This is a genomic window from Bacillus sp. DJP31, from assembly GCF_049310945.1.
Taxonomy (GTDB): Bacteria; Bacillota; Bacilli; order Bacillales; family SA4; genus Bacillus_BS.
In genome coordinates this window covers 1-16,390 of record NZ_JBMERO010000013.1, presented here as the reverse complement: position 1 = coordinate 16,390, position 16,390 = coordinate 1, and the positions used below count along the sequence as shown (strand labels likewise).

Below are 16,390 nucleotides of genomic sequence, written 5' to 3'. Positions count from 1 at the left end.
GATTTCACTACGTCATTTTTCTGTTTAAAGAGTGAAACTTTAGCAAGTTTCAACTCATCCAAGGGTATACTATTTGAAAAAAGAGGTAGGCCCATATGACAATAGTTAGACTTGGATATGTAGCAATGAGTGTTCATCTGCAGAATTGCTCACCTTCGCAAACGATGACTTATGCACAGTTTAGTCGATTGAAGAATCGCGAAGCTGCCATACATAAATTAAATCGAATTGCGATATCGAATTTGCAGAATTGCTTGAGATTGTTAAAACATAATAGTGGGCATGATATCTCATTTTTCAGATTAAGCTCTAAGCTGATTCCCCTTGCCAATCATGAAGATCTTCCGGAATGGGACTTTATAGATGCATTAAAGGACAGCTTGTTAGCCTTAGGTGAGTGGATCACGAAGCACTCCATGAGAGTAGATTTCCACCCTGATCATTTTGTCATTATGAATTCACCTAATTCGGACTTACTAAATCAGTCTATCAAAACCTTACAGATGCACGAAGCTCTTTTAACAGGGATGAATATAGATCTAGAGCACCGCTGTGTGATGCATGTCGGTGGAGGATACAACGATAAAGAAAAATCACTAGAGCAGTTTATACATAATTGGCAGTTTGTTCCCCAATCGATTCAGAGGATGGTTATGCTTGAAAATGATGATGTAACTTTTCATGTAGAGGACACCCTTTATCTTTGTGAAAAGCTCGGTATTCCGCTCGTTTTTGATTATCATCACCATCTAGCTAATTTTAAGGACGAGGACTGGAGATCATCTTGGGATCGTATCATTCAAACATGGTCTTTTTCACCCCTTCCCTTAAAAATGCACATCAGCAGCCCAAGAAATGAAAAAGATTTCCGAGCACATGCAGATTATATTGATTCTAAAATGTTTTTGAGGTTTTTACATGAAATAAAAGGATCTGTTAAAGAAATTGATTGTATGATCGAGGCAAAAATGAAGGATGATGCCCTGTTTCGTTTGATGGAGGAACTTCTGGGAGAAAAGGGGATTGAAAAAGTGAATGATTCCACTTTTGTTTTTCTTTAATATTTTGATTTTCAAAATGCAGATAATATCCATTCAGTTTCTGATATAGTAAAGATAAAGTGATTATATGTAAGGAGCGTTTTTATGAGAAAGGAACCGGCAAATCAGTTAAATGGTCGAGCCTTAACCGTTTGGCGAATATCTTCAAGTATAACCATGGCACTATTTATTTTTTTGTGTGTTGGTTTAATTGTAATTTCCTATATTTTTCCCATACCATTATGGATCGGCTATTCTCTTCTTGGACTGATAGTAGCTTTGTCTCTCTTTAACATTGTATTTTATTCCAAACTTGAATGGAGAAAGTGGAAGTATGAGGTACATGATTCTGAAGTTGATATACAGCATGGAGTTTTTACGGTACAAAGATCGCTGATTCCTATGGTTCGAGTACAACACGTTGATACGAGGCAAGGTCCCTTATTAAGAAGGTTTAATCTTGCTACTGTTACCATATCAACAGCAGCTACTGTTCATGAGATTCCAGCATTGGATGTGGTAGAGGCTGATCAATTGCGTGATCGTATTTCTCAGTTAGCAAGAGTGACTGATTATGATGAATAGACCGAAAAGGCTACACCCTGTTGCTGCTGTAATAAGGTTTCTTCGATCACTCCGAAAGATTGCTCTACCTTTACTGATTTTCTTTTTTATTAATGGACGAGGCGAAAACAGTCTTATGGGAGCACTATATTATTTAGGTGTAACTGGTATTGTTGTCGGAATGCTCATTTTTGGAATCCTTTCGTGGTATCGCTTTACATATAGAGTGGAGGAGGGAGAACTTCGAATTGAGCACGGGATCCTCGTAAGAAAGAAACGATATATTCCCATTGAAAAAATTCAAACAATTGATGTTTCCGCGGGTCTTATTCAACGTTTATTTGGGCTTGTGAAGATACAAATTGAAACTGCAGGTGGCGGTGATGAAGCAGAAGCTGTCCTTTCTGCCATTACGTCAGAGGAAGCGGAAGTGCTTCGAATGACGCTTACAAATAAAAGTACTTCGGATGACCTAAATGAAGAAGTTCAGGAACTTGAAAAGTTCACATTGGGCTCAAGGGATCTGTTTATAATGGCTTCGACAACAGGAGGAATAGGAGTTGTCATCTCTGCTATAATTGCCTTCTTAACACAATTTGATGAACTATTACCAACTGAATATGTTTACAGTCTAGCTAAAGAAGTCATTCAATCAGGATTTGTTCTGATTTCTATGGGGATATTTTTTGTTGTTTTATTTTCTTGGGTGATCTCCATAGTGAGTACTTCCATTAAGTTCGGCAACTATAAGCTTACTAAAAAGGGAGTTAATTTATTCATTACAAGAGGATTGGTTGAAAAAAGAGAGCTGACCATTCCGATTAATAGAATTCAAGCTGTCCGAATTCAAGAAAATTTTGTTCGTCAATTTCTAGGTTATGCAACTGTTTATATCGAGGTTGCTGGTGGTGCTACTGGGAAAGGGGAGGATTATTCAACCGTCCTTCTACCCATTATTCCAATAAAAAAGGTCTCACAGCTTTTAGTTATGTTTACGCCTGAGTTTATGATGGATGAGGAGTTACATCCGCTTCCAAAAAGGGCAAAGGTACGTTACATTACTCGTCTAGTGATTCCTACTAGTATAATCGTGATCTTAGTAAGCTTCTTCCTAAATCCATGGGGGTATATTAGTCTGATTTTACTCCCGTTAGCCGTCATTCTAGGTGCAATGATGCACAGCGAAGCTGGATGGATTACAGAGGGAAATCGTCTAAAGCTACGTTATCGCTTTCTTAATCGTCATACCGTCTTTGCAAGAAAAAACAGAATTCAAGCTTTTCATCTTACTCATTCTTACTTCCAAAGAAAAGTCAGCGTATCTTCGATCATTGTTTCCACTCAATCTAAATCAGCAGGCAAGCATTTTAAAGTGGTGGATGTGGATGAGTCCCACGCGTTAGAGTTATATGAATGGTATTCGTATGAGAAAAGCGCAAGCACTCTGATTAGCCCTGAAAAGCAAATGTTCTAAAATTGAAGAAAAGGGTGCTCTTTCCCTTTTATTTGATTCAGGTTATTTGACCTTGGGGTGCTGGGTGCTGGAGCTAAACATATGAGAAAAAGCAACCGATGTAAAAATCGGTTGCTTTTTTAACGAGCAAAGATCCCCAAAATCACTAGAATTCCAAGTATAATCCAAACGATTGCACTTCGATCAAACTTCTTTGGAAGCCTCACTTTGAAATTTTTCATTTCAAAAGTAGGTTTTGAAGAGTAGGCGTATGAGTGATGACTGGTCATCTTTGGTAAAACAAGAGGTGCCAGTATTGCGCCCCCAACAAATCCGAAGATGTGTCCAAGAACATTGATGTTACCACCCACAAATGTCATAACCAAACCAATTACCAGTATTGTGATGATGATCTGTGAGTTTGCCTGATCAATTAATTCTTTACGAAATAGCACCATGTATAGATATACTCCGAAAAGACCATAAATGGCACCAGATGCTCCGACATGTGAAAAATCAGGAGACTCAAGAAAAAATGTGGCGACGTTTGCAATAAAAGCTGCGCCTACATAAACGACTATAAATTTAGTCTTACCTAGTAACTTTTCAAGTGCTGGACCGAAAAGAACCAAAGAGAAGGAATTAAATAAAACATGAGCAAAGCCAGCATGAAGGAGCATTGGAGTAAAGAGTCTCCACCATTCACCGTGAGCAATGAACATATTCCAGCCTACCATATTCTCATAAAGAAGCCTTCCGCCTGGTAGGTAGAAGCTAATCCATAATAAGAAATGGAGAGCCACTAGAAATGATACAATAGGATAGTAGCGGATAAACGTACGGAAGCTTTCAGTTCGTAAAAACATAAACCGACTCCTTTTCTTTTAAAAATAAAGATCTTTATGAATTGGATGTGTGTCTTGCCTACAACACCGATTAGAGTTTACTGGATTCGCTATGCCAGAGACTAAACCGGGTGCTTCTGCTTTTCATCTTAACATATGTACACTATATGCTCCTACATGATAGCTTTTATAACTTTAAAAAAGAAAGAGGTAACAAATGATTAAGGGAATTGGAATAGATATTATTGAGATTCACAGGGTGGAGGATTTAGCAGCTAGGATGCCAAAGTTTGTTCAGCGGATTTTAACAGAGAGAGAAATAAAAAAATATGAATGGCTACAAGGTAAGAGAAAGGCAGAGTATTTGGCTGGTAGATTTGCTGCAAAAGAAGCCTTTTCAAAAGCAATGGGAACTGGCATTGGGAAAGGCCTTCAATTCACCGATATTGAAATTGTTCAGGACCCTCTAGGCAAGCCGTTTTTCTCCAAGCCATTTACTGAAGGTACTTATTTATCCATATCTCACAGTAAGGAATATGCAGTGGCTCAAGTAATAATTGAAAGCTCGTCAAGCTAGTCTGCATATTCGGACACTTTGTCTCATATCATTCTATTGGGAATTAATTTTTTAGTATGAGACAAAGGGGTTGGAGACATGCAGAAGAAGTTAGGTTTATTTTTACTAGCAATGCTAGTGATCCTTGCTTTAGCGGGGTGTGGTGCAAAGAGTCAAGGTGATGTGGTAAAGGCTTTAGATGCAAAGATGGATGAGATTACTAGTTATAAGGCAAATGCGAAGATGACGTTGCAAACCGGAAGTGAAGAGCAAGTTTATGAGGTTGAAATTTGGCATCAGACTCCACTTTACTACCGAGTAAATTTAAAGAATACGGCAAAAGAGCAAAGCCAGATGATTTTACGTAATGATGAAGGTGTATTTGTTTTAACACCAGCATTAAATAAGAGCTTCCGTTTTCAAAGTGAATGGCCTCAAAATAGCAGCCAAGCCTATCTTTACGAATCATTAGTTAAAGATATTCTAGAAGATAAAGAAGCAACCTTTAAAGCAACTGATACTCATTATGTATTCGAAACAAAGACGAATTATAAAAACAGTAAGGCAATCCCACTACAAGAAATTACTCTAAATAAGAGTGATTTAACACCTGTAATGGTCAAGGTGATGGATGCTGACCGTAATGCATTACTACAAGTGGAGTTCACTAGTATTGAATTCAATGCAAGCTTTGACAAAAATGCCTTTGATATGAGCAATAACATGTCAAGAGCTGGTGTTCCGGCGATGGCAGGACAGGAAGAAAAGGCTCCATTTGAGAAGTTATACCCTTTCGAAATGCCGGATGGTGTTAAGCTTGTTGGCGATAAGGAACTAGAAACAGAGAACGGCAAGCGTTTTGTCATGACATTTGGTGGAAACGATAAATCCTTTACGCTTATCCAAGAAAGTGCTCGTATAGCAGAAGTCACGACTACTTCAATGGTGAGTGGTGAACCGGTTGACCTTGGCTTCACAGTAGGAGCTCTATCTGAAAACTCTCTTACTTGGTCTCATAATGGTGTTGAGTATATGCTGGCTTCTAATGACATGACTCAAGAGGAACTTATTATGGTAGCAAGTTCAGTACAAGGTCAGTCAATTAAATAATATTTTCTTAGCTTAAGGCCCAAACGTTCTAGTTGGGCCTTTTTTTGGCTCTAAGGCATGGTAGTCATTATCTAATGTAGAATAATTATCTATTGATGGTACGATTGACATTAGAGCCCTCATGTTCAATAATCAAAAATATACATTTAGTTTGGAGCGAATTGTTAAAGGACGTGTTTAGTTGTGAAAATGTCACCGTTTTACCGTGACACATGGGTAGAGGTTCAATTAGATGGTATCTATCATAATGTTAAGTCTATAAAGGAATATCTTGACCCTAGCATTCGTATAATTGCAGTGGTGAAGGCTAATGCTTACGGTCATGGTGATGTCCAAGTAGCCAAAACAGCCATTGAGGCAGGGGCGTCCTATTTAGCGGTAGCTTTTCTAGATGAAGCTTTAGCTTTGCGAAAAAGTGGGATTAAAGAGCCGATCCTTGTGTTAGGAGTTATTCGTCCTGAGGACGCAACGCTAGCTGCTGAGCACAATATCTCAGTAACTGTTTTTCAGCTAGATTGGCTACAACTTGCAGTCAACCATCTTGCACCTCGAAATTCTCTAAATCTTCATATAAAATTTGATTCTGGGATGGGGCGTTTAGGTCTTAAAACAACAGAAGAGTTAAATGAGATGATGACTTTTGTTAAAAGTAACCCGACGATGGTGTTAGAAGGATTGTATACACATTTTGCAACTGCAGATGAAATTGACACAGACTATTTTGATTTTCAATATGCAAAATTTGAGGTAGCGGTAGACTTCGTTCGAACGGTTTCTGTTAACGCACCTATGATTCATTGTGGAAATAGTGCGGCGAGCTTACAATTTCCAACAAAAATGTTCCATGCAGTTAGACTGGGTATTGCGATGTATGGACTATCCCCTTCTGAAGAAATGAAGGGATTGTTACCTTTTCCTTTGCAGGAATCTTTTTCCTTACACAGCTGTATTAGTCATGTGAAAAAAGTATCAGCAGGTGAAAAAGTAAGCTACGGAGCAACCTATACAGTTGATCAGGAGGAATGGGTTGGAACGGTCCCGATTGGCTATGCTGATGGATGGGTAAGGAGCTTAAAGAACCGTGAAGTCTTAGTGAACGGGTTACGTATGCCGATTATTGGTCGAGTGTGTATGGATCAAATTATGATTCGACTCCCGAATCATGTGGAGGTAGGGACGAAAGTAACCCTTATTGGTGAGCAAGGTCAGGAATTTATTTCAATTGATGAAATAGCACAAGAAATTAATACGATTAATTATGAAATCCCTTGTATGATTAGCTATCGTGTTCCAAGGGTTTTTATTAAAAATAACGAGGTCATTGATGTGGTGAATCCATTGCTACATGACCTACCACTAAATAAATAGAGAAGATTTAAGATTGAGTGAATAAATACTACTATATACAGTAGATAATATGGTAGGATTTGTAGAACTGCTTTGCAAAAACAAGCATTTGGTGTTATGATTGAAAATGGATTGATTTATATGTGTGTAGTTGATGGTGGAGGTGTATGAATGTGACCGATTCTAGCGCAACAACAACTGAAATTATTGTTCGATTACCGAGAGCACTAATCAGTGAATTAGACGGTATCATTAAACAAGAAAATGGCAGTCATAGTGACATCATTTATCAAGCAACGAAAATGTATTTAAGAGAAAGAAAGAAGCGTCATATCCGTGAGTCTATGAGACGGGGATATATGGAGATGGCTAAAATCAATTTGAATATTGCATGTGAAGCATTTCTTGCTGAAGAAGAAGCGGATCACACCGTTGAACGTCTAGTTAGCGGGGGGTAATCCTTTGATTGTTAAACGTGGTGACGTGTATTTTGCTGACCTTTCCCCTGTTGTTGGATCCGAGCAAGGGGGCGTCCGCCCAGTCCTTGTTTTACAAAACGATATTGGGAATCGGTTTAGTCCCACAGTTATTGTTGCTGCAATAACTGCCCAAATTCAAAAAGCTAAGCTTCCAACTCACGTTGAAATTGATGCAAAGCGATATGGATTTGAGCGCGATTCTGTCATACTACTAGAGCAAATTCGTACAATCGATAAACAGCGATTGACAGACAAAATTACTCATTTAGATGATGAAATGATGGAAAAAGTAGACGAAGCCTTGCAGATCAGCCTCGGACTCATTGACTTTTAATAGGTAAGCCAAAGAGCTACTTAGAGCATTCTAGGTGGCTTTTTTTGATTGGGGTTTGGTTAGAGTAGATTTTCTTAGGTTATTCAAATCGCACTCTCTTTGTTCCCAAACAGAAAAGGACGAATGAAATGCGAGCTTTTCATTCGTCCTTTTCTGTTTAGTAGAATTTACATTTCAATTTGGATAAAGATAGGGGGAAATGATTGAAAGTAAATTAGGGACATGGAATAATAGGTTTTAAGTAAGCTCTTAGTGGGAGTCATGTTTGGCTTTTAGTTGACTCTACTTATGACGAATTGAACGATAGTAGGTAAGGAGCTGGAGAATGTTGTCGGGAATGGGGAATTCCAATCCATATGCTCATACAGTATCTACTACTATTTATTTAATGTGAACTAGAAGATCGGGCAGCTATTCAGATTAAAGAGGATTTTTTATTAAGATACATTGAAAAAGTGATCGGTGATGCTGTAAGCGAGTCTATATTAATGGGAAGAAGGCTGTTCTAACAGCTAGTTAGTTGCTATGGATGTTCCTCTGGACATAAGGGTACATTTAGTGATGTTCCTACAGCTCTTTTTCTTAAAAAGGACTTGAGAAACTTCAGTCAGAATTGTGGGAATGAAGATGGAAGTCCAATCCTGTGTAAAAATTATTTTGGAACGGGACATCTTAGCTGCTAGGCAACTTGGACGAGATATCTCTAAACAATTAGGCTTTGGTACGGTAGATCAAGCAAGAATTACGACAGCAATTTCAGAGTTAGCTCGTAATATATATTTATATGCGGAGAAAGGTATGATCTGCATTGAAGAAATAACATTGATTGATGGTAAAGGTCTAAAAGTTCGAGCCACTGATGAAAGACCTGGTATTACAGATATAAGAAGAGCAATAGAGGATTGTTTTTCAACCTCTGGAGGGCTAGGTGCAGGGTTACCGGGAGTGAAGAGATTGATGGATGAGTTTTCAATGAATTCAGAGCCTGGTAAAGGGACAGAAATTATCTCTGTCAAATGGGTACGTTAACCTAAATTAATCAACCAAGACCATGGTAGTAGTCCCGGTAGGAAGCAGACAAGTAGTGATATCCTTGGAGTATTCAGATATTTGCTCGTAAGTTTATTTCCGAAAAAAGGGGGAGTAATTTTGGAGACTCAGAAAAAAGTGTTGAATAAGTACGAGGAACTACTAACAAAATATCTCCGTGATTCAAATGAACAGCTTTTATATAAGGGCCAGAAATTAAGTAGACAATCGATAGAAAACGAGATTACTCCTGAGGAGATTGTGGATATCCATAAAACCGTCTTACAAAATCTTTATCCTGATATACCTAGAAAAGTACTTGATTCATTTGATCTTTTGCTTGAGGTAATGACGGGTTATGGACTTGTGTATCGTGAACATCAAATACTTAAAACTCAGCAACAAGAAATGAATGTTGAAATGGAAATAGCGGCAAATGTTCAGCAAACGCTGCTTGGAACTACCATTCCTATTGTGAACGGCTTGGATATAGGGGCAATCAGTGTACCGGCAAAACAGATGAATGGTGACTATTATCATTTTGTCGAGGATGAAAGCGGATGTATCAGTGTTGCGGTTGCAGATGTAATCGGAAAAGGAATCCCTGCCGCACTTTGTATGTCTATGATCAAATACGCGATGGATAGCTTACCTGAATCAAGAAATCAACCGAGCTATGTTTTGGAGAATCTGAACAGAGTCGTTGAACAAAATATTGATATTACGATGTTTATTACCATGTTCTATGGAATATATGACACATACACCAATGAATTTACATACTCTTCAGCTGGCCATGAGCCAGGCTTCTTCTATTCCTCAAAAGACAATCGGTTTTCTGACATCGATCCAAGTGGCATGGTACTCGGTGTTGACAAGTTAAATAAGTATAAGGAATATCGTCAAAAATTTGAAGATAACGACATGATTATTCTATTATCTGATGGCGTAACAGAATCAAGAACCGAAAAAGGATTTATTGAACGAGAAGAAATCGTCAAGCTCGTACAACAAAGTATTCACTTAACTGCTCAAGAGATTGTTGAAAATGTATATAAAGAACTTGAAAGACTTCAGAACTATGTACTTCGTGATGATTTTACATTGATTATTTTAAGGAAATTAGGTTTATAACTGTTGTTTTGCGGGTACATAAAACATGTAAGATGATGATTACATACTACCATAAAAAAACTAGATAAGTGTAAGGGAGAGATGGAATTGAATCTTCAGCTTGAAATTAAACAGGAAGACCTAACTCGTTTTATCTTTGTAAAAGGGGAAGTAGATGCTTTCACTGCTCCTCAGTTAAAAGATCAACTTGTTCCATTAGCGGAGGAAACGGGCAGCCACTTAGTTATAGATCTAGCAGAGGTGTCCTATATAGATAGCACAGGACTCGGGGTTTTTATAGGGATATTGAAAACAACAAGAAAACATAAAGGTAGCCTGCAATTAGTCGGCTTAAACGATAGAATAAAACGATTATTTACAATTACTGGGTTACATGAAATCATAGATATTTCTGGAGGTGAGTAACGAATGAAAGTTGACTATATAGAAATGAGAATCCCTTCAAAGCCTGATTTTGTAGGAGTGGTTCGTCTAACTCTTTCGGGAATAGCGAGTCGAATGGGATATTCGTATGAAGATATTGAAGATTTAAAAATCGCAACATCTGAGGCTGTTACAAATGCAGTCAATCATGCTTACAATGAGGGGGAGGACGGAGAAATTACAATAGGATTCGGTATGTACGAAGATCATCTACAAATCAATGTATCAGACAGTGGAAAAAGCTTTAACGTAGATAAAGCAAAAGAAGAATTAGGTCCATATAATAGTTCAACCTCACTTGAGGTTATGAATGAAGGTGGCCTAGGGCTATATTTAATGGACACGCTAATGGATGATGTCAAAATCAACAATCATGCTGGAGTAAGTGTACTTATGAAGAAGTACCTTTATAGAGAGCGGGTGGGAAGTGATGAAGAGTCAATCGCAACTAACCATACAGAGTAATGAGGTTACAGAATTAATCGAGCAATTTCAAAGCACAAATGATGAAGACATACAGCTTTTTTTAGTGGAAAAATATACTTCTTTAGTAGAGTCTTTAGCCTATAAATATTCAAGGGGTCGGAATATACATGAGGATCTTGTTCAAGTAGGAATGTTGGGCTTGCTTGGAGCGATAAAGCGTTATGACCCTCAATTTGGCAAAGACTTTAAAGCATTTGCTATCCCGACGATTATTGGAGAAATCAAGCGCTTTTTACGTGATAAAACGTGGAGTATACATGTTCCTCGTAGGATTAAGGAGCTAGGTCCAAAGATCAAGGCAACAGTTGAATGGTTAACGACAGAGCTGCAACGATCTCCTAAGGTGGCAGAGATTGCTGCTTACTTAGAAGTGACAGAAGAGGAAATACTAGAAACGATGGAAATGGGAAAGAGTTATCAAGCCTTGTCGGTAGATCATACTATTGAAGCTGATTCAGATGGGAGTAAAGTTACTCTCCTTGATTTAGTAGGTAATCAGGATACAGGATATGAACATGTTGACCAAAAGATAGATCTAGAATCATCATTAAAGGTGCTAACAAACCAAGAAAGACTTATACTATCACATCTCTTCTTAGAAAGTTTAAGTCAAAAAGAAACTGGAGAAAAGCTTGGGATTTCTCAAATGCATGTTTCGAGATTGCAAAGACGTGCTATACAAAAATTAAGAAATGCCGCAAGGGCAAATCTAGAAGGTTCAGAGTGTAATTCATGATAGAAAATATAGTAACAGATAGGCTTGAAATGGAAGTGGAGAAAAAGTGAAGGAATCTTCACCTGTTGTCATCGATGTAATCCATTAATATCATAGTCAATACATTCACTCCCTTTTAAAAAAATGTAACAACTCTCTGGAGTTTATTTGCGGAGCAGCTGTTGCTGTTGCGAGAATACACTTCACTTTAAAACAAGTATTTTTTACCGGTGTCAGATTAGATTTATCACCATCTCTCCACGTTAGAGAGACTAAATATCATCTTCTTGAATCTGGATTCCTTTCAGGTGAACCAGTAACCTTCGCAACCCGTCAATCTCTTATTATGTTCCGAATTCTCTTTTTTCCATGAATATGATGTTGTCAATCAATTGTTTTAACAGGATTCATTGCATAATCTACTCAAATATGTAGGTCAACAAAACACTACTACTGATGATCTAATGCTTTTGGTTAGGGAAATTAGACTATAAGAAACGTGAGTTTAAGGGTAGGAACTGTTAAAATAGATACATCTGCCAAAATCGGTACTAGGAGTGAATCTATTGGAAGCTGTCATTGATAATAGAAACTTGATTATAAAAAGTATATCAGCTCAATTAAATCTAAAAACAAAACAAGTAGAAAATGTTATAGAACTATTAGAACAAGATAACACAGTCCCGTTTATTGCTCGTTATCGAAAAGAAGTTACAGGAGCATTAGATGAAGTAGAAATCAGAGATATTATGGAGACGTGGCAATATCTCCAAAGTTTAGAAAAACGAAAAAGCGAAGTCATACGTTTAATTGATGAGCAAGGTAAGTTAACGGGTGAGCTACGTATATCCATTGAGAATGCAAAGAAACTCCAGACATTGGAAGACCTTTATCGACCTTATAAACAAAAGCGACGCACGAAGGCTACAATCGCAAAAGAAAAGGGTTTAGAGCCTTTAGCGTTGTGGCTTCTAGAACTAAAAACAGAGGATGTATTGAAAGAAGCGGAGAAATACATTTCAGAGGAACATGAGTTAACTTCAATTGAAGAAGTTTTGCAGGGTGCTCAAGATATTATTGCGGAAATGATCTCAGATGAACCACCTTATCGACAATGGATAAGAACAAATACATTTCAAAAGGGAAAAATAGTAACAACAGTTAAGAATGAGGAAAAAGATGATAAACATATTTTTGAAATGTACTATAAATATGAGGAGCCAATTCATAAGGCGGCCCCGCATCGAATTTTAGCTATAAATCGAGGAGAAAAAGAAGAGATACTAAGAGTATCAATTGATGCACAAACTGAAATCATTACTCGCTATTTGGTTGACAGTGTAATTGGAAGAAAGCATTCACCAGCCAAAGAATACGTGATTGCAGCAATAGAGGACGGGTATAAACGACTTATTCAGCCTTCTATAGAACGTGAAATTAGAAAAGAACTTACAGAAAAGGCAGAAGACCAAGCCATACATATTTTTTCAGAAAATTTAAGAAATCTTCTCTTGCAGCCACCTCTTAAAGGGAGAATCGTGCTAGGGGTGGATCCAGCCTACCGAACAGGTTGTAAGCTTGCAGTAGTGGATGAAACGGGTAAAGTACTGCATATTGATGTGATTTATCCCCATCCTCCAACCACTAAACTAGAGGATGCAAGAAAGAAATTCCTTCATATATTGAACTCATATCCAATAGAGATGATTGCTGTGGGTAACGGAACCGCATCGAGAGAGACAGAAGAATTTGTGACACAGGCTATAAAGGAAAGTAAAAAAGACATATATTACCTGATTGTTAACGAGGCGGGTGCAAGTGTTTATTCAGCATCTGACATTGCGAGAGAAGAATTCCCTGACCTAAAAGTCGAGGAAAGAAGTGCAGTCTCAATTGCTAGAAGACTCCAGGATCCACTTGCTGAATTAGTGAAAATTGATCCAAAGTCAGTTGGTGTTGGGCAATACCAACATGATGTTACTCAGAAGAAGTTAAATGATTCACTTACTTTTGTAGTTGAAATAGTTGTAAACCAAGTAGGTGTCAATGTAAACACGGCCTCGTCATCTCTGTTGCAGTATGTTGCTGGACTAAGCAAGACGGTCGCTAATAACATCGTGAAAAAAAGAGATGAGTCCGGTAAGTTCGCAACTAGGAAAGAACTAAAGGACATTCCGCGTTTAGGCGCCAAGACTTATGAGCAATGTATAGGTTTTTTAAGAATCCCAGAAGGTAATAACCCGTTAGATAGCACATCCATACATCCAGAAAACTACCGAGTTGTGGAATCTTTGCTAAAACAGCTTGGAGCATCTTCAAATGAAATAGGATCTAGTGTATTAAATGAAAAACTCCAAGCTATCGACATAGATTCTATTTCTCAGCAATTAGACATTGGTTCTATAACTCTTCGAGATATTGTAGATGCATTAGCACGGCCAGGAAGAGATCCCCGTGACGAGCTTGCAAAACCTTTATTGAAGAAGGATATCTTAAAGTTAGAGGATTTAAAAAAAGGATTAGAGCTTCAAGGTACAGTTAGGAATGTAGTGGATTTTGGTGCGTTCGTAGATATTGGTGTTAAGCAAGATGGTCTTGTACATATATCAAAGCTGAGTAAGAATTTCGTCAAGCACCCACTAGATATTGTATCGGTTGGGGATGTTGTTACTGTTTGGGTAGATGATGTTGATATGAAGAAAGGCAGAGTTGCCTTAACCATGTTGACCCCTGATCTTCAAACGTTATAAAAAACGATAGAAAGAAGCACTGCTTTTATTAGCAGTGCTTCTTTCTATAAAAGAACCAACATTGGTTTAAAAGTTTGATTTGATAATGGTTTTTTTCATAAAAAGCACGAGTCATTTGGCTTTTTAACCAAACAGGCATTGTCCATACCTCCTTAAGAGTTATAATGAAGGATGTGTGTTACATGTTTATGAAAGTGTCCTGTAAAGTGTGCATCAACCTTGTGTTTTTTGGAGGAAAGTAAGATGACAAATGAACAATTACAAAAACTAGTCGAGGATATATCTAACGCCCTATTTCATTTACCGTTTCAGCATCTAGCTACCTTTAATAAGAAATTAAGATCTACTGGTGGGAGGTATTTACTTCTATCACATAACATTGACATAAATCCCAAGTATCTTGAAGAATTAGGAGTTGACGAGCTTGTAGGAATAATTAAGCATGAGCTATGTCACTATCATCTTCATTTACAAGGAAAAGGCTACAACCATGGTGACCCCGATTTTAAGCAACTTCTTAAAAGGGTAGATGCACCTAGATATTGCTCTGTTTTAAAATCAGCTGAGCAAAAGCGCAAAGCCTCATACCACATATATGAATGTAAGGATTGTAAGCAAATATACAAAAGAAAGAAGAGAGTCAATACTGAAAAATTTGTTTGCGGAAAATGTAGAGGAAAGCTACAAGAAGTAACCCGGAAATAGTCTTGACTGACCAAAATAGTTATGATAAGTTATATAAACCGTCGCTTGAGACAAAGCGATAAATGATAAACATACCAAACGATAACAAGTTGACTTTGAGTAAAACCTGTTATAAAATATATAAGTCGCTACTTTAAAGAAATATATTCTTTGTGAGTAAAATGCTTAGCGCATATTTGCGATGTATTATCATTCATTAGTGAGTAGCACTCGCTAAATGCGTAAAATAGTAAATGTTATTCCACCATAGCTCAGCGGTAGAGCATTCGGCTGTTAACCGAAGGGTCGTAGGTTCGAATCCTACTGGTGGAGCCAAATATGGGGAAGTACTCAAGTGGCTGAAGAGGCGCCCCTGCTAAGGGTGTAGGTCGTTAACGCGGCGCGAGGGTTCAAATCCCTCCTTCTCCGCCATATATATTCTATTTTGGCCCATTGGTCAAGCGGTTAAGACACCGCCCTTTCACGGCGGTATCACGGGTTCGAATCCCGTATGGGTCACTATAATAATGGAGAAAAAACATTCGTTCTTTCTCCATTATTCCACTAACGAAAAAAGTGGTACTTTAAAGAACTAGACCGCTGATTTAATTTGGTTGGGATAGAAACTACCTTATAATTAGGGTGGGTAGATGAATTTCACTTTTCACTTCTATATAAATTAGGTCCCGTGGTGTAGCGGTTAACATGCCTGCCTGTCACGCAGGAGATCGCGGGTTCGATTCCCGTCGGGACCGCCATTATTGTTTATAATATCAATGGGCTATGGCCAAGCGGTAAGGCAACGGACTTTGACTCCGTCATGCGTTGGTTCGAATCCAGCTAGCCCAGCCATTAAGCGGATGTGGCGGAATTGGCAGACGCACCAGACTTAGGATCTGGCGCTGTAAGGCGTGGGGGTTCAAGTCCCTCCATCCGCATTAAATAACGCGGTCGTGGCGGAACGGCAGACGCGCTAGGTTGAGGGCCTAGTGGGGGTTTCCCCGTGGAGGTTCAAATCCTCTCGGCCGCATCAAAAAAGAACTTGCTTTTCTTGATAATATAGTTTATTCTAAAAAACCGCTTTAAATAAATAAGCTGTTGCGCCCGTAGCTCAATTGGATAGAGCGTTTGACTACGGATCAAAAGGTTAGGGGTTCGACTCCTCTCGGGCGCGCCATTTTCATGATTACTAACGGGAAGTGGCTCAGCTTGGTAGAGCACCTGGTTTGGGACCAGGGGGTCGCAGGTTCAAATCCTGTCTTCCCGACCATCAGAATTTCTTGTATTATGCGGGTGTAGTTTAATGGTAAAACCTCAGCCTTCCAAGCTGATGTCGTGAGTTCGATTCTCATCACCCGCTCCATACCAATTAATGTTTCTTATAAAAGTGTTGACACTATATTCGATATTTGTTATAGTATTAATCTAGTCATTAAAACTT

General features: G+C 38.3%; 17 protein-coding genes and 10 tRNA genes. 25 read left to right on the top strand and 2 right to left on the bottom strand.

Features of this window, described 5'->3' with window-relative positions; translation table 11 throughout:
- The first annotated feature begins 95 nt into the window (after positions 1–95).
- From uvsE to ACOI1C_RS13255, 3 genes are all read left to right on the top strand, one after another.
- Positions 96–1,061: a UV DNA damage repair endonuclease UvsE gene (gene uvsE, locus ACOI1C_RS13265; RefSeq protein WP_422510998.1), complete on the top strand. Its 966-nt coding sequence runs from the start codon at positions 96–98 to the stop codon at positions 1,059–1,061.
- A gap of 84 nt (positions 1,062–1,145) precedes the next feature.
- Positions 1,146–1,625 (top strand): PH domain-containing protein, encoded by a 480-nt coding sequence (locus tag ACOI1C_RS13260; RefSeq protein WP_422510997.1) that lies wholly within the window; start codon positions 1,146–1,148, stop codon positions 1,623–1,625.
- On the top strand, positions 1,615–3,078 hold the full coding sequence (locus ACOI1C_RS13255) for a PH domain-containing protein (protein ID WP_422510996.1): 1,464 nt from the start codon (positions 1,615–1,617) through the stop codon (positions 3,076–3,078). Before ACOI1C_RS13260 ends, ACOI1C_RS13255 begins: the two co-directional genes overlap by 11 nt.
- Before the next feature lie 119 nt (positions 3,079–3,197).
- Here the strand turns inward: ACOI1C_RS13255 and ACOI1C_RS13250 are convergent, their stop codons facing one another.
- Positions 3,198–3,923, bottom strand: coding sequence for a rhomboid family intramembrane serine protease (locus tag ACOI1C_RS13250; protein WP_422510995.1), 726 nt, complete (start codon positions 3,921–3,923; stop codon positions 3,198–3,200).
- Between the two features lie 196 nt (positions 3,924–4,119).
- Here ACOI1C_RS13250 and acpS point away from each other — a divergent pair, with 196 nt between their 5' ends.
- From acpS to ACOI1C_RS13195, 11 genes are all read left to right on the top strand, one after another.
- Positions 4,120–4,479, top strand: coding sequence for a holo-ACP synthase (gene acpS / locus ACOI1C_RS13245; protein ID WP_422510994.1), 360 nt, complete (start codon positions 4,120–4,122; stop codon positions 4,477–4,479).
- Between the two features lie 78 nt (positions 4,480–4,557).
- On the top strand, positions 4,558–5,568 hold the full coding sequence (locus tag ACOI1C_RS13240) for a LolA family protein (protein ID WP_422510993.1): 1,011 nt from the start codon (positions 4,558–4,560) through the stop codon (positions 5,566–5,568).
- 189 nt (positions 5,569–5,757) lie between these two features.
- A complete protein-coding gene (gene alr / locus ACOI1C_RS13235; protein ID WP_422511078.1) occupies positions 5,758–6,936 on the top strand; it encodes an alanine racemase in 1,179 nt (392 codons plus the stop codon).
- 146 nt (positions 6,937–7,082) lie between these two features.
- On the top strand, positions 7,083–7,373 hold the full coding sequence (locus ACOI1C_RS13230; protein ID WP_422510992.1) for an antitoxin endoai: 291 nt from the start codon (positions 7,083–7,085) through the stop codon (positions 7,371–7,373).
- A gap of 4 nt (positions 7,374–7,377) precedes the next feature.
- On the top strand, positions 7,378–7,728 hold the full coding sequence (ndoA, locus tag ACOI1C_RS13225; protein ID WP_377928895.1) for a type II toxin-antitoxin system endoribonuclease NdoA: 351 nt from the start codon (positions 7,378–7,380) through the stop codon (positions 7,726–7,728).
- Between the two features lie 627 nt (positions 7,729–8,355).
- Complete coding sequence (locus ACOI1C_RS13220) at positions 8,356–8,757, top strand: anti-sigma regulatory factor (protein WP_422510991.1); 402 nt, start codon at positions 8,356–8,358, stop codon at positions 8,755–8,757.
- A gap of 120 nt (positions 8,758–8,877) precedes the next feature.
- Positions 8,878–9,891, top strand: a complete 1,014-nt coding sequence (locus tag ACOI1C_RS13215; protein ID WP_422510990.1) for a PP2C family protein-serine/threonine phosphatase — start codon at positions 8,878–8,880, stop codon at positions 9,889–9,891.
- An 81-nt stretch (positions 9,892–9,972) separates the two neighbouring features.
- Positions 9,973–10,296 (top strand): STAS domain-containing protein, encoded by a 324-nt coding sequence (locus ACOI1C_RS13210; protein WP_422510989.1) that lies wholly within the window; start codon positions 9,973–9,975, stop codon positions 10,294–10,296.
- A gap of 3 nt (positions 10,297–10,299) precedes the next feature.
- Positions 10,300–10,779 (top strand): anti-sigma B factor RsbW, encoded by a 480-nt coding sequence (rsbW, locus tag ACOI1C_RS13205; RefSeq protein ID WP_422510988.1) that lies wholly within the window; start codon positions 10,300–10,302, stop codon positions 10,777–10,779.
- The gene (sigB, locus tag ACOI1C_RS13200; protein WP_422510987.1) at positions 10,745–11,536 is read left to right on the top strand and encodes an RNA polymerase sigma factor SigB; all 792 of its coding nucleotides are present in this window, start codon (positions 10,745–10,747) and stop codon (positions 11,534–11,536) included. The genes rsbW and sigB overlap by 35 nt, the downstream gene beginning before the upstream one ends.
- Positions 11,537–12,081: 545 nt before the next feature.
- Positions 12,082–14,265 carry a Tex family protein gene (locus ACOI1C_RS13195; RefSeq protein WP_422510986.1) on the top strand — a complete coding sequence of 728 codons (2,184 nt, stop codon included), beginning with the start codon at positions 12,082–12,084 and terminating at the stop codon, positions 14,263–14,265.
- Between the two features lie 28 nt (positions 14,266–14,293).
- On the opposite strand, the gene cmpA is transcribed toward ACOI1C_RS13195, so the two are convergent.
- Positions 14,294–14,404, bottom strand: coding sequence for a cortex morphogenetic protein CmpA (gene cmpA / locus ACOI1C_RS13190; protein WP_422510985.1), 111 nt, complete (start codon positions 14,402–14,404; stop codon positions 14,294–14,296).
- 104 nt (positions 14,405–14,508) lie between these two features.
- On the opposite strand from cmpA, the gene ACOI1C_RS13185 reads away from it, so the two are divergent.
- From ACOI1C_RS13185 to ACOI1C_RS13135, 11 genes are all read left to right on the top strand, one after another.
- Positions 14,509–14,970: a SprT family protein gene (locus tag ACOI1C_RS13185; RefSeq protein WP_422510984.1), complete on the top strand. Its 462-nt coding sequence runs from the start codon at positions 14,509–14,511 to the stop codon at positions 14,968–14,970.
- A 240-nt stretch (positions 14,971–15,210) separates the two neighbouring features.
- Positions 15,211–15,285, top strand: a tRNA-Asn gene (locus ACOI1C_RS13180).
- A gap of 5 nt (positions 15,286–15,290) precedes the next feature.
- Positions 15,291–15,381, top strand: a tRNA-Ser gene (locus ACOI1C_RS13175).
- 15 nt (positions 15,382–15,396) lie between these two features.
- Positions 15,397–15,468 (top strand) — tRNA-Glu (locus tag ACOI1C_RS13170).
- Between the two features lie 163 nt (positions 15,469–15,631).
- A tRNA-Asp gene (locus tag ACOI1C_RS13165) sits at positions 15,632–15,707 on the top strand.
- A gap of 19 nt (positions 15,708–15,726) precedes the next feature.
- Positions 15,727–15,801: transfer RNA gene (locus tag ACOI1C_RS13160), tRNA-Gln, on the top strand.
- A 4-nt stretch (positions 15,802–15,805) separates the two neighbouring features.
- Positions 15,806–15,887: transfer RNA gene (locus ACOI1C_RS13155), tRNA-Leu, on the top strand.
- A 9-nt stretch (positions 15,888–15,896) separates the two neighbouring features.
- Positions 15,897–15,979 (top strand) — tRNA-Leu (locus tag ACOI1C_RS13150).
- 70 nt (positions 15,980–16,049) lie between these two features.
- Positions 16,050–16,126 (top strand) — tRNA-Arg (locus tag ACOI1C_RS13145).
- Between the two features lie 16 nt (positions 16,127–16,142).
- Positions 16,143–16,219, top strand: a tRNA-Pro gene (locus tag ACOI1C_RS13140).
- A gap of 19 nt (positions 16,220–16,238) precedes the next feature.
- Positions 16,239–16,312, top strand: a tRNA-Gly gene (locus ACOI1C_RS13135).
- The last annotated feature ends 78 nt before the right edge of the window (positions 16,313–16,390 follow it).